The sequence below is a fragment of the Aestuariivirga sp. genome, assembly GCF_046294715.1.
Lineage (GTDB): Bacteria > Pseudomonadota > Alphaproteobacteria > Rhizobiales > Aestuariivirgaceae > Aestuariivirga.
This window is the reverse complement of record NZ_JBKBKI010000031.1, coordinates 37,890-50,369: the sequence shown is the minus strand read 5'-3', so window position 1 is coordinate 50,369 and position 12,480 is coordinate 37,890. Positions and strand designations below refer to the sequence as shown.

Genomic DNA, 12,480 nt, shown 5'->3' with positions numbered 1-12,480 from the left:
CCCGCTCCCGCCCGGCGGCACCATTGTGGAAGGCACCGCCGGCAACACCGGCATTGGCCTTGCGGTCGTCGCCAACGCCATGGGCTTCCGCACGGTGATCGTCATCCCCAACACCCAGAGCCAGGAGAAGAAGGACGCGCTCCGCCAGCTCGGTGCGGAACTCGTCGAGGTGCCCGCCGCGCCCTACAAGAATCCCAACAATTACGTGCGCTATTCGGGCCGCCTTGCGAAAGCCATGGGCGCTGTCTGGGCCAACCAGTTCGACAACGTGGCGAACCGCCAGGCCCACATCGAGGGCACCGGGCCCGAGATCTGGACCCAGACGGACGGCAAGGTCGATGCCTTCGTTGCCGCCGTCGGCTCAGGCGGAACGCTCGCCGGCGTCTCCATGGCGCTGAAGGAGAGGAACCGGCACGTGAAGATCGCGCTGGCCGATCCGATGGGCGCGGCGCTCTACAACTACTACAAGCACGGCGAGCTCAAGGCCGAGGGCTCCTCCATCACGGAAGGCATCGGCCAGGGCCGTATCACCGCCAATCTCGAAGGCACCATCGTCGACGAGGCCTTCCAGATTCCGGATTCCGAGGCGATCCCCATCGCCTTCGATCTTCTGCAGCATGAAGGCCTCTGCATGGGTGGCTCGACGGGCGTCAACGTCGCGGGCGCCATCCGCATGGCGAAGGCGCTGGGCCCCGGCCACACCATCGTGACGGTGCTCTGCGACTACGGCACGCGCTATGCCTCGAAGCTCTTCAACCCCGCCTTCTTGCGCGAGAAAAACCTCCCCGTGCCGGAATGGCTGGAGAAGGTGCCGCAGGTGCCGGACGTGACCGAAGAGGTTCCCGCGTGAGCGCCACGCTGCTCTTTCGCGACGATGCCTATCTCCAGGAGTGCGAGGCGACCGTCACGGCGTTAAACGACAAGGGCGGCATCCTGCTGGACCGCACGGTGTTCTACGCCACTGCCGGCGGGCAGCCCGGCGACAGGGGCCGCATTCTATGGGACGGCGGCGAGGCGATGATCACCACCACCGTTTATGACGAAGCGAAGGACGTCGTGCATGTGCCCGCGGCAGGGCAGCCGCTGCCGCCTGCCGGCGCCCGCGTGAACGTCGAACTCGACTGGGCCAACCGCTACCGCAACATGCGGGCCCATACGCTGATGCACCTCCTCTGCGCCTCGGTGCCCTTCCCCGTCACCGGCGGCGCCATCGGGGAGGACGGCGGCCGCATCGACTTCGACATTCCCGAAGGCCAGATCCCGGAGAAGGCTGCGTTGACGGCAACGCTCAACCGCCTGGTCGCGGAGGATCATCCCGTTTCCTTCCGCTGGATCACGGACGAGGAGATGCAGCAGAACCAGCACCTGATCCGCACCATGTCGGTGAAGCCGCCCATGGGAACGGGCCGCGTGCGCCTGGTGATGATCGGCGAGGACGGCAAGATCGATCTCCAGCCCTGCGGCGGCACGCATCTGAAGTCCACCGCCGCCATCGGCCCCGTCGCGGTGGCGAAGATCGAGAACAAGGGCAAGATCAACCGTCGCATCAGGGTGGTGTTTCAATGACCGACGACATCGTCTCGACCGAGTGGCTGGAAGCCCATCTCGGCTCGCCCGACATTGCCATCCTCGACGCCTCGTGGCACATGCCCGCGACCGGCAGGGACGCGAAAAGGGAATTTCTGGAAGGCCACATCCCCGGCGCCCAGTTCTTCGACATCGACGAATTGTCGGACACGTCCTCCCCCCTCCCCCACATGCTGCCTTCGCCTGAGAAGTTCTCCTCGCGCATGCGCAAGATGGGCATCGGCGACGGCAAGCGCATCATCGCCTATGACTCCGCGGGTCTCTTCTCCGCCGCCCGCGCCTGGTGGATGTTCAAGGTCTTCGGCCACGAGGACGTGGCGGTGCTCGATGGTGGCCTGAAGAAATGGAGCGCCGAGGGCCGCCCGCTGGAGGATGGTCCCGCCCGCAAGCCGCAGGAGCGCCATTTCACCGCCCGCTTCCGCCCCTCCATGCTGCGCGACATGAAGGAAGTTGCGGCGGCGCTGAAATCGGGTTCCGCCCAGGTGGCCGATGCCCGCTCCGCGCCCCGCTTCCGGGGCGAGGAAGTCGAACCGCGCAGCGGCGTGCGCGCCGGCCACATGCCCGGCGCGAGAAACGTGCACTACGCGTCGCTGCTCAATCCGGATGGAACGCTGAAACCGGCCGAGGAAATCCGCGCCGCCTTCGAGGCTGCCGGCGTCGATCCCACAAGGCCCGTCATCACCTCTTGCGGCTCAGGCGTCACCGCGGCGATCCTGTCCCTCGCCCTTGCCCTGCTCGGAACGCGGGACCACGCCCTCTATGATGGCTCCTGGACTGAATGGGGAAGCACCGAGGGCGCCCCCGTCGCCACGGGCGATTGATCGCCTGCCGAAGACGATCCCGTCAGTAACCCGCGACACCGCCGGACGGGCGGCGGTCGTCACGCCCCCCGTAACGGAGTCCCGGAACGGTCGCGCGCTGCGCCATTGCATCGTTGCCCGAATCCGCCGGCGCCGCCGCAGCGTCCTTTTCGGGGCCGATCAGAATGGCCTCGGCGGCCCCCCACTCCGTCTGGACTGCAATCCGGTGTCCCATCGCTTCTAGCAGGGCCCTCGTGTCGGGGGAGAGGGCGAAGGGCTCGGTCGTGATCTGGTCGGGAAGCCACTGGTGATGGATACGGGGCGCATTAACGGCCTCCTGTATCGTCATGCCATGGTCGATGACATTGAGAAGCACCTGGACGACGATCGAAATGATGCGTGAGCCGCCGGGCGAGCCGAGCACCATGAACGGCTTGCCGCCGCGGAGGACGATGGTGGGGCTCATGGAACTCAGCGGGCGCTTGCCGGGCGCGATCGCATTTGGCTTTCCCTGCACGAGGCCGAAGAGATTCGGCGTGCCGGGTTTGATTGTGAAGTCATCCATTTCATCGTTGAGGAAGAATCCCGTGTCTCCGGCGATGACCTTGGCGCCGAAGAGCGCATTGACCGTATAGGTCACCGCAACGGCGTTGCCTTTCGCATCGACGACCGAGAAGTGGGTCGTCTCCGTTCCGCCGTGCGGGGGCGTACCCGGTTGGATGTCCGCCGAGCGCGCGGCCTTCCCCAGGTCGATCGCCGCGCGGATCTTGGCCGCGTAATCCTCGGAAAGAAGCTCGCCCAGCGGGTTCGTCACGAAGGCAGGGTCGCCCAGGCGGAAGTTCCGGTCGACGAAGGCATGACGCATGGCTTCCGCCATCACATGCACGGACTTGGCCGACTGCCAGCCGAATTCGGCCATGGGATAGCCTTCGAGAACATTCATGATCTGGCAGATCGCCGTTCCACCCGAACTGGGCGGCGGCGCTGATATGATGACATGGTCGCGGTAGCTGCAGCGGATCGGCGTTTCCTCGGTCACCGTGTAGGACGCGAAGTCCTCCTGCGAGAGTATTCCTCCATGTGCGGTGCTCTCCGCCACGATCCTGGCGGCGATCGGACCGCGATAGAAGGCGTCCGGCCCCGCCAATGCGATGGCAGCGAGACTCGCGGCAAGGTCCTTCTGGACGAGGCGGTCACCCGCTCCGAGCGGCTCGCCCTTCCTGAGGAAGATTGCGGCGGCGGTGTCATCCTCTGCAAGGGCCTCGCGCGAACGCGCCAGGATGTCGGCGTCGCCCTGGTCAAGGACGAAGCCCTCGGCCGCAAGCCGGATCGCGGGCGCCATCACCGCGTTCCGCGGCATGGTTCCATAGCGCGCCAGCAGTGTGTCGAGGCCGAGCACAGTGCCCGGCACGGCAACCGCCTTGTAGCCCTTGAGGCTCAGGCCCTCGACAACCTCTCCCTTGGCATCGAGATACATGGTCTCCGACGAGGCAAGGGGAGCGCGCTCCCGGAAATTGAGGAAGATGTCGCGCCCATCGGCGAGATGCACCGTGGCAAATCCTCCTCCACCGATGTTTCCGCAGCACGGGTTGACGACGGCGAGCGCATATCCCACCGCAACGGCGGCATCGACGGCGTTCCCGCCGCCGCGAAGGATCTCCGCGCCGATTTCCGAGGCGAGCCGTTGCGACGTTACCACCATGGCGTTCTGATAGGTCACGGGTGGCCGGCTGGCGGCCTCCGCAGGGTTCACGGGCCGGATATCTGCGTGCCACCACGCCAGCGCAAGCAGTGCGAGCGCCAGGCCCCGTAACCGGCCCGCGCCTTCCCTCCGGCCGTGAACAATTGGCAGGACCAGGCTGCAGCGCGGTTCACGTGCCATGGCGGCGCTCCTCGTGGGATGCGGATCAATGCGGCAGAGATCCATACCTGTAGCACCTCGGACGACGGACTCCAATGCAGCGCAGCGAGGCCATGCCCCGGTGGAGATCGCAATTCACGATCTTTTCCCGTTCGGACCCGGGTTCGTTGCACAGCAGAATTGCGCCCCGAGGCGAAACTGCCCCTGTCAACATCACTGGAGAACGTCCATGCGCACACTGCAATCTCTGTTCTTCGCCCTGCTCCTGCTTCGGGCCGAAACGGCAACTGCGGAGCCGGTGGAAACGCAGGTGAAAGACAGCCTGTCCCGACAGGGTACCCTCGCCTACAGCGCCCTACTGGCGTCCGCCGTCAAGACAGGCCGCCTTTATTCTCGGGAGGCCACGGCCAGCGGCGCGAAGCGCCACGTCGAGGAATTCGTCGCCCGCCAGTTCGTCCCGCCCCGCTCGACGAGTTCGGCCCAGTAATGCGGTTTTCCGCAAGGGGTGTATATTGCTGGTGAATGATCAGGCTCAAGGTGCTCGGTCGCTTTCATCTCCAGCGGCTTGATGGTAGCCCCATCGAGTTGAGAGGGATGCGCGACCGGGCCCTGCTGGTGTTCCTGGCCCTGCAAACGGGCATGCAGCATCGAGACCGCGTTGCAGGCCTCCTGTGGGAGGACAGGCCCGAGGCCCAGGCGCGCCAGAGTCTGAGGCAGAGCCTGGCCGCGCTGCGCCGCACCGGTGTGCCGGTCGTTTCTGACGGCAAGGAGATGCTTGCACTTGGCCCCGGAATGACCTGCGACGCGCTGGACTTTGCCCGCAGCGTGTCCGGGCCGGGGCTGGAGCAGATCCGAGAAGCGGTGTCGCTCTGCGATGGCGTCCTTCTGGCGGACTGGCATGGCAATCTTCCTGCTTTTGAAAGCTGGCTGCAGGTCGAGCGCGAACGGCTGGCAAAGCGCGCCGTCGCCGCGTGTCTGACCCTCATCGGCTGGAAAGCGCCGGCGCTGCCGGCAGCAGAGCGCCTGTCTCTGTCACGCAAGGCGCTCGACATGGATCCCTATCTCGAGACGGCCCACCGCTCAGAACTGATGGCGCTCAGTGAAATGGGTCTGAGGAGCGAAGCAATACATCTTCATCTGGCCTTCGCACGGCGCCTGAAGGACGATCTCGGCATCCTGCCGGACAGGGAGACCGATCAGCTCGTTGCAGGTTTGCGCAACAGCCGGGCACCGATTGGCGGCGAGATGCAGCGGGCAAAGCCCCCACCCAAGCGGAGCCGCCTCTGCGTCTTCAGCCTAAAAAGCCCCGCCAGCCAGAACGATCATGCCTATCTCTGTTCCGGGATCATGAACGAGGTGGCAGCGGCGCTGTCGCGTTTCCATTCCTTCGACGTCCTTCCCCCGTCATCGTCACGGGGGCTTTCGGAACATGCGGGAGATCTCCACAAGGCTGCTCGGGAGAGCCTGCAGGCAGACTTCCTGCTCGACGGCACGCTCTCGATCGAGAGCGGTCACGTGACCATAGCCCTGTACCTGCATAACACGGAAACCGGACTCCTGATCTGGAACTGGAAAACGGAGCAGAGCAACCCCGACTACAGGGTGATCAGCCAGGAAATCGCGCATGTGGTGGCGCAGCGCATCGACTCCCGCATCGAGCAGGAACGCGTGACGGCACTTCACGAATCCTCACCTGAAGAGCTTGAAGGCTATGATCTGTGGCTCAGGGCACAGCATCTCCTGCTGGAATGGAAAAGCGGTACCGAGGAGCAGGCGGCACAACTGCTCCACCGGGCGCTTGTCGCGTCACCGCGGCTGGCTCGCGCGCATTCCTCCCTCGCCCTTCTCTACAATGCACAGCTGCTGACGCTGCCGGGATACCCGAACGACTTGGAGGACCGCCGCAAAGCCCTGCACCATGCGAAGCTCGCGGTCGAATGCGATCCGCAGGATCCGCGCAGTCACATTGCGATGATGTGGGTCGCGATCTGGATGTGCGACCGCACCCGTGCGGAACGTCACATGCAGATCGCCCATGATCTCAACCCCCACTCGGCGGACGTGCTGATGCATGTGGCCCTCGCCAAGGCCAATCTCGCCGATCCCCGTGCCGGCTTGGAATTCGTTGCCGAGGCCATGGCACTCAATCCTCTCTTTCCGGACTGGTACAGCTATTTTTACGCCGTCGCCCTGGTTCTTGCAGGGGAATATGCGCAGGCTCTCGCTGTTGGCAGCTCCTGTGCGGATCAGTTTCTCGAACTCCCCGGCTGGCTCGCCATCGCTGCCGCCCTGATGAGAGACGATGACACCGCAAGTCAGATGGCTGGCCTTCTGCGGGAAGGCACACGGGAGAACTGGGTCGGCGAAGAGCCATGGACGCCGGAAGTGGCGGCCGAATGGTTCATATCAGTGAACCGCTGGCTCACCGGGCATGAGCGCGAACTGGTCGATTCAGGGCTGCGAAAGGCAGGTCTGCTTCCGTGACGGTGACCGGACGGCGCGCCGCTCACCTCACCGGCGGTGCGTAGAGCAGCCCGCCCGCGTTCCACAGCGCGTTGATGCCGCGCCCGATGGCGAGCGGCGTCTCCGGCCCGAGGTTCCGCTCGAAGATCTCGCCGTAGTTTCCCGTGGCTTTGATGGCGCGCAGCGCCCAGTCCGCGTCGAGGCCCATGTCCACCCCGAAGCTTCCCTCCACGCCCAGCAGGCGGCGGATATCGGGCTTGTTCGACTTGGCTTTCAGCTCATCGGCGTTGGCCGCCGTCACGCCCAGCTCCTCCGCGTTGATGAGGGCGAAGAGCGTCCAGCGCACGATGTTGAACCACTGCTCGTCGCCCTGGCGCACCACCGGGCCCAGGGGCTCCTTCGAGATCACGTCCTGGAGTACGATCGCGTCGTCGGGGTTGGCGAGCCTCAGGCGCACGGCGTAGAGCGTCGAGACGTCGGTGGTGAAGGTGTCGCACTTTCCCTCGTCGAAGGCCTTCAGCGCGTCGTCCAGCCTGTCGAACCGGGTGGGGGAGAAGGTCATCTCCTTCTCGCGGAAGAAGTCCTCGACATTGGCCTCGTTGGTGGTGCCGGTCTGGAAGCAGATGGCCGCGCCCGAAAGATTGAGGGCCGAGGTGACACCCAACAACCTCTTCACGATGAAGCCCTGCCCGTCATGGTATGAAATGCCGGGAAAGCGCAGCGGCAGTTTTGTTTCGCGCTCCATCGTCCAGGTGGTGTTGCGCGCGAGCACGTCGACCTCGGCCTTGCTCAGGCCCTCGAAGCGCCGCTGGGCATCGAGTGGAACGAAATTGACCTTGGCGGGATCGCCCAGCACGGCGGCCGCCAGCGCCCGGCAGAAATCGGCGTCGAAGCCCGCCCAGGCGCCGTCCGGGCTCTTGGCCGCGAAGCCCTGGAGATTGGGATTGACGCCGCAGTTGATCTGGCCCCGCGCCTTCACCTCGTCCAGCGTGGCGGCGTGGAGGCCGCCCGCCATGCCGAGCAACAGGGCCGCTGCCACGAGAATGCGCTTCATGCTGTGATTCCTCCGTCCTCTCCGGAGGCTAATGCAGAATCTGGCTCAGGAACAGCTTCGTGCGTTCGTTGCGCGGGTTGGAGAAGAACTGTTCCGGCGTGTTCTGTTCCACGATCTGCCCCTGGTCCATGAAGATCACGCGGTCCGCCACCTGGCGCGCGAAGCCCATCTCGTGCGTGACGACGAGCATGGTCATGCCCTCCTCGGCGAGGCTCACCATGGTGTCGAGCACCTCCTTCACCATCTCGGGATCGAGCGCCGAGGTCGGCTCGTCGAACAGCATGATCTTGGGCGACATGCACAGCGCCCGGGCAATCGCCACGCGCTGCTGCTGCCCTCCCGAGAGCTGGCCGGGATACTTAAGGGCCTGCTCGGGGATCTTGACGCGGGTGAGCAGCCGCATGGCGGTCTCCTCCGCTTCCGCCTTCGGCATCTTCCTCACCCAGATCGGCGCCAGCGTGCAGTTCTCGAGTACGGTGAGGTGCGGGAACAGGTTGAAGTGCTGGAACACCATGCCCACCTCGCGGCGCACCTCGTCGATCTTGCGCAAGTCGTCGGTGAGCTCCGTCCCGTCCACCACGATTCGCCCGGACTGATGCTCCTCGAGCCGGTTGATGCAGCGGATGAGGGTGGACTTGCCCGATCCCGAAGGCCCGCATATCACGATGCGCTCGCCGCGTTGCACCGTGAGGTCGATGTCGCGCAGCACGTGGAACTCGCCGAACCACTTGTTCATCCCGGCGATCTCGATCGCGGGCCTCTCGTCCTGGGCGATGGTCCGTTGCGGAGCGCTCATGTCTTACCTCTTGTGCCCGGTGGAGAGGCGGCGCTCGGTGTAGATCGCATAGCGCGACATGCCGAAGCAGAACGCCCAATAGACGATGGCGGCGACGAAGTAGCCGGTGTTGCCGGTCTGCTCGGATGCCCATTTGGCGTCCTGCGTGCCTGCCGTGATGATGCCGAGGAAATCGTAGATGCCGATGATCAGCACCAGCGTGGTGTCCTTGAACAGGCCGATGAAGGTGCTGACGATGTTGGGGATCGAGATCTTCAGCGCCTGCGGCAGCACGATCTTGGCGGTCATCTGCCACCAGGAAAGCCCGAGCGCCATGGCGCCCTCGTACTGCCCCTTGCCGATGGCCTGGAGGCCGCCCCGCACCACCTCCGCCATGTAGGCGGAGGAGAACAGCGAAATTCCGATCAATGCGCGCAGCAGCTTGTCGAAGCTCGCCCCCTCCGGCAGGAACAGCGGCAGCATCACGCTCGCCATGAACAGAACGGTGATGAGCGGCACGCCCCGCCACAGCTCGATGAAGATCACGGAGAACAGCCGCACGACCGGCATGCTGGAGCGCCGCCCCAGGGCGAGCAGGATGCCGAGCGGCAGCGAGGCCGCGATCCCGGTGACGGAGACGACGAGCGTGACGAGAAGCCCGCCCCAGCTCGACGTCTCGACCCGCTGCAGCCCGAAGTCCATGTCGAGGAGCAGGAAGACCGCGATCACCGCCGCGGCCGCCACGAGCCAGCCCTTGACGAGGCCCCACGCCCGCCGCCCATCCATGCCGAACAGGCTCGCGAGCGTGAAGCCCGCTGCCAGCAGGAAGGCTCCAGCCTGTATGAAGGGCGTTGCCCAGTGGCCGTTCACCGCGTTGCGGAAGGAAAGAAGTGCCCGCACCGGCATGTCCAGAACCTCGAGGCCGGTGAGCGCCACGAGCCCGGCCAGGGCCGCCGCCGCTTCCGCCAGGATCCACAGCAGCACCGGCAGGAGCCCGATGAGCGCCAGCAGCACGCCCGTCGTGTTGCCCTTGATTCCCTCCTCGAGCCCCGTGGAGAACAGCGGCAGCAGCACGCTCGCCGCGAGCATCAGCAGCATCACCGCCGCATAGGTTTCCAGGCCGAAGTCGAAATTGCCGCCGGTGAGCAGGATGAGCGCGATCACCGGGAAGGCGAGGATCAGGAACAGCGCGTTCCACAGCTTTCCGGGTGCCGAAGGCATCAGCATCGGCACCAGCGCCACGGCGCCGATGAGGAAGACCAGTGCTGGCCGCCAGCGTTCTTCGATCGGATAGAAGCCGAACACCCATTGCGGGAATTTCGCCCATACGAAGGGCCAGCAGGCGCCAGCCCCGGCGATGGCGCAGGCCTCGCGGTCCTGCCCCGTCCACACGGCATCGAGGACGGCCCAGTCGAGGATTGTCCACGCGATCAGCGCCAGCAGCGCCGCCATGAGCACTGTCGTTATCGTGCTGCCGATGCCGCCAAACAGGTTCTGGCGCAGCCAGCCGGTGGCGCCGGCGGTGCCCGCGGGCGGCGGCAACAGCGGCGCATCCTTGCTCCGCACCCAGGCGACGTCGCGCGCTGTCATCGCCTCACCTCTCCACCAGCCTTACGCGCGTGTTGAACCAGTTCATGAATCCCGAGGTGAGCAGGCTGATCGTCAGGTACACCGCCATCCACACCAGCACGATCTCGACGGCCTGCCCCGTCTGGTTCAGCGTCGTGCCGCCGGTGGCCACGAGGTCCGGGTATCCGATTGCCACGGCGAGCGAGGAGTTCTTGATGAGGTTCAGGTACTGGCTGGTCATCGGCGGAATGATCACGCGCATCGCCTGCGGGATGATGACGAGCCGCATGGTGGGCCCCGGCCGGAGGCCGAGGGCGCGGGAAGCCTCCGTCTGGCCATGGCTGATCGCCTGGATACCGGCGCGGACGGCCTCCGCGATGAAGGCCGCCGTATAGATCGACAGCGCCAGCAGCAGCGCGATGAATTCGGGAACCAGCGTCGCCCCGCCGCGGAAGCTGAAGGATCCCATCACCGGATAGTCGAAGGTGACCGGCCAGCCCGCCAGCGCGAAGAACACGGGTGGCAGCAGCAGCAGCAGCGCCAGAGCCGTGAGGCCAGAGGGAAACCGCTGCCCCGTCTCGGTCTGCCGCTTCTTCGCCCAGCCATGGATCAGGACGGAAGCGATCACCGCGACGAGCAGCCCCAGCGGGGCCATCCATGCCCCTTCGGCGAAGATCGGCGCCGGCAGCGTCAGCCCCTTGTTGGAGAGCGCGCCGATCTCCCCGAACTTGATGGCGTTCCGCGCCTCCGGCAAGGGCTTCAGCACCAGCTTGTACCAGATGAAGATCTGAAGCAGCAGCGGCACGTTGCGCACGAACTCGATGTAGAGCGCGGCGGCGCGGGAGGCCAGCCAGTTGCGCGACAGCCGCATCACGCCGATCAGGAACCCGATCACCGTGGCGAAGACGATGCCCAGCGCCGAGACGAGGATCGTGTTGAGGAAACCCACCAGCAGGGCGCGGCCGTAGTTCGAATCGCTCGTGAACGGGACGAGCGAGAACACCACGTCGAAACCGGCGCTGCGCGAGAGGAAATCCCAGCCGGAAGCGATATTGCGGGAAGCGAGGTTTTTCGCCGTGTTGGCGGCGATGTCATAGAGGAACACCGCGACGAGAATGAGCAGGAGGATCTGAATCGCGCGCGAGCGCACGCGCGGATCGTTCAGAATGGAGTCGTGACGGCGGCCGCCCGCCTCTCCCAGGCTCATCCCCTCGTTTCCCCTTGAAGGTGGCGCCGCCGGTTTTCCGGTTCGGGGCTCAAGAACCGGGAGCCCGGCAAGCGCCAGGCTCCCGCATCACGTTCAGCGGATCGGCATGCCGTACTGCAGGCCGCCCTGCGCCCACAGCGCGTTCTTGCCGCGCGCGATCTTCAGCGGCGTGTTGAGGCCAACGTTGCGCTCGAAGATCTCGCCGTAATTGCCCACGGCCTTGATGATGTTCTCGGCCCAGTTCTCATCGAGGCCGATGCCGGTGCCGAAGCCCGCCGCGGAACCGTCGCTGTTGGCCACGCCGAGCAGGCGCTGCACCTCGGGATTCTTGGAGGACTTCATCTCCTCCACGTTCTTGGAGTCGACGCCAAGTTCCTCGGCGTTGATGAGCGCGAAGTACGTCCACTTCACCACGTTGAACCAGGCGTCGTCGCCCTGCCGCACCACCGGGCCCAGCGGCTCCTTGGAGATGAGCTCCGGCAGCACCACGTGTTCCTCGGGGTTCGGCAGCTTCAGCCGCTCGGCATAAAGGCCGGACTGGTCGGTGGTATAGACGTCGCAGCGGCCATCCTTGTAGGCGGCCAGCACCTCCTCGTTCTTCTCGAAGGCGACCAGCTTGTATTCCATGTTGTTGGCCTTGAAGAAGTCGGCCAGGTTGAGCTCCGTCGTCGTGCCGGTCTGGGTGCAGACCGTGGCGCCCGCCAGCTGCAGGGCGGATTTCACGTCCGGGTATTTCTTGGAGTTGATGAGGAAGCCCTGTCCGTCATAATACATCACGCCGGCGAACTTGAGGCCGAGCGAGGTGTCGCGGCTCATCGTCCAGGTGGTGTTGCGCGAGAGAATGTCGATCTCGCCGGATTGCAGCGCTGTGAAGCGCTCCTTGGCGGAAAGCGGCGTGAACTTCACCTTGGACGGATCGTTGAAGATCGCCGCGGCCACGGCCCGGCAGAAATCCACGTCCAGGCCAGTCCAGTTGTTCTGCTCGTCCGGGTTCGAGAACCCGATCAGACCCTGGCTCACGCCGCATTGCACGAAGCCCTTCTGCCGCACGTCGTCGAGCGTGCCGGCATTGGCCGCGGCAGCGGCGGTCAGGCTGACGGCGGCGCCGATCAGCATGGAAATGAACTTGTTCTTCATGAAAAAACCCTCTTTCTCGACCGCGCT

Annotated in this window: 11 protein-coding genes; 5 read left to right on the top strand and 6 right to left on the bottom strand. The window is 65.3% G+C overall.

The window, feature by feature from the left end; genetic code table 11:
• The 3 genes from ACK4HL_RS16840 to sseA form a co-directional block, all read left to right on the top strand.
• The coding region (locus ACK4HL_RS16840) for a cysteine synthase A (protein ID WP_409762650.1) at nucleotides 1-850 on the top strand (850 nt) is incomplete at its 5' end.
• On the top strand, nucleotides 847-1,566 hold the full coding sequence (locus ACK4HL_RS16835; RefSeq protein WP_409762647.1) for an alanyl-tRNA editing protein: 720 nt from the start codon (nucleotides 847-849) through the stop codon (nucleotides 1,564-1,566). The genes ACK4HL_RS16840 and ACK4HL_RS16835, both read left to right, overlap by 4 nt.
• Nucleotides 1,563-2,408: a 3-mercaptopyruvate sulfurtransferase gene (gene sseA / locus ACK4HL_RS16830; protein WP_409762644.1), complete on the top strand. Its 846-nt coding sequence runs from the start codon at nucleotides 1,563-1,565 to the stop codon at nucleotides 2,406-2,408. The genes ACK4HL_RS16835 and sseA overlap by 4 nt, the downstream gene beginning before the upstream one ends.
• Nucleotides 2,409-2,430: 22 nt before the next feature.
• Here sseA and ggt read toward each other — a convergent pair whose 3' ends face one another.
• Nucleotides 2,431-4,269, bottom strand: coding sequence for a gamma-glutamyltransferase (gene ggt, locus ACK4HL_RS16825; protein WP_409762641.1), 1,839 nt, complete (start codon nucleotides 4,267-4,269; stop codon nucleotides 2,431-2,433).
• 208 nt (nucleotides 4,270-4,477) lie between these two features.
• Between ggt and ACK4HL_RS16820 the strand changes: the two genes are divergently transcribed.
• Nucleotides 4,478-4,735: a hypothetical protein gene (locus tag ACK4HL_RS16820; RefSeq protein ID WP_409762638.1), complete on the top strand. Its 258-nt coding sequence runs from the start codon at nucleotides 4,478-4,480 to the stop codon at nucleotides 4,733-4,735.
• A gap of 35 nt (nucleotides 4,736-4,770) precedes the next feature.
• Nucleotides 4,771-6,732 (top strand): BTAD domain-containing putative transcriptional regulator, encoded by a 1,962-nt coding sequence (locus tag ACK4HL_RS16815; protein WP_409762635.1) that lies wholly within the window; start codon nucleotides 4,771-4,773, stop codon nucleotides 6,730-6,732.
• A 22-nt stretch (nucleotides 6,733-6,754) separates the two neighbouring features.
• On the opposite strand, the gene ACK4HL_RS16810 is transcribed toward ACK4HL_RS16815, so the two are convergent.
• The 5 genes from ACK4HL_RS16810 to ACK4HL_RS16790 all read right to left on the bottom strand — a co-directional run bounded on the left by ACK4HL_RS16810 (nucleotide 6,755) and on the right by ACK4HL_RS16790 (nucleotide 12,453).
• Nucleotides 6,755-7,765 carry an amino acid ABC transporter substrate-binding protein gene (locus ACK4HL_RS16810; protein WP_409762632.1) on the bottom strand — a complete coding sequence of 337 codons (1,011 nt, stop codon included), beginning with the start codon at nucleotides 7,763-7,765 and terminating at the stop codon, nucleotides 6,755-6,757.
• Between the two features lie 28 nt (nucleotides 7,766-7,793).
• Nucleotides 7,794-8,561 (bottom strand): amino acid ABC transporter ATP-binding protein, encoded by a 768-nt coding sequence (locus ACK4HL_RS16805; RefSeq protein WP_409762629.1) that lies wholly within the window; start codon nucleotides 8,559-8,561, stop codon nucleotides 7,794-7,796.
• Between the two features lie 3 nt (nucleotides 8,562-8,564).
• Nucleotides 8,565-10,130 (bottom strand): amino acid ABC transporter permease, encoded by a 1,566-nt coding sequence (locus ACK4HL_RS16800; RefSeq protein ID WP_409762626.1) that lies wholly within the window; start codon nucleotides 10,128-10,130, stop codon nucleotides 8,565-8,567.
• Nucleotides 10,131-10,134: 4 nt separating this feature from the next.
• Complete coding sequence (locus ACK4HL_RS16795) at nucleotides 10,135-11,316, bottom strand: amino acid ABC transporter permease (RefSeq protein ID WP_409762623.1); 1,182 nt, start codon at nucleotides 11,314-11,316, stop codon at nucleotides 10,135-10,137.
• 93 nt (nucleotides 11,317-11,409) lie between these two features.
• Complete coding sequence (locus ACK4HL_RS16790) at nucleotides 11,410-12,453, bottom strand: amino acid ABC transporter substrate-binding protein (protein ID WP_409762620.1); 1,044 nt, start codon at nucleotides 12,451-12,453, stop codon at nucleotides 11,410-11,412.
• Between the last annotated feature and the right edge of the window lie 27 nt (nucleotides 12,454-12,480).

Coding starts and splice junctions, on each gene's coding strand:
- ACK4HL_RS16810 (WP_409762632.1), bottom strand. CDS start 7,765: ATGAAGCGCATTCTCGTGGCAGCGGCCCTGTTGCTCGGCATGGCGGGC.
- ACK4HL_RS16820 (WP_409762638.1), top strand. CDS start 4,478: ATGCGCACACTGCAATCTCTGTTCTTCGCCCTGCTCCTGCTTCGGGCC.
- sseA (WP_409762644.1), top strand. CDS start 1,563: ATGACCGACGACATCGTCTCGACCGAGTGGCTGGAAGCCCATCTCGGC.
- ACK4HL_RS16805 (WP_409762629.1), bottom strand. CDS start 8,561: ATGAGCGCTCCGCAACGGACCATCGCCCAGGACGAGAGGCCCGCGATC.
- ACK4HL_RS16795 (WP_409762623.1), bottom strand. CDS start 11,316: ATGAGCCTGGGAGAGGCGGGCGGCCGCCGTCACGACTCCATTCTGAAC.
- ggt (WP_409762641.1), bottom strand. CDS start 4,269: ATGGCACGTGAACCGCGCTGCAGCCTGGTCCTGCCAATTGTTCACGGC.
- ACK4HL_RS16800 (WP_409762626.1), bottom strand. CDS start 10,130: ATGACAGCGCGCGACGTCGCCTGGGTGCGGAGCAAGGATGCGCCGCTG.
- ACK4HL_RS16815 (WP_409762635.1), top strand. CDS start 4,771: ATGATCAGGCTCAAGGTGCTCGGTCGCTTTCATCTCCAGCGGCTTGAT.
- ACK4HL_RS16790 (WP_409762620.1), bottom strand. CDS start 12,453: ATGAAGAACAAGTTCATTTCCATGCTGATCGGCGCCGCCGTCAGCCTG.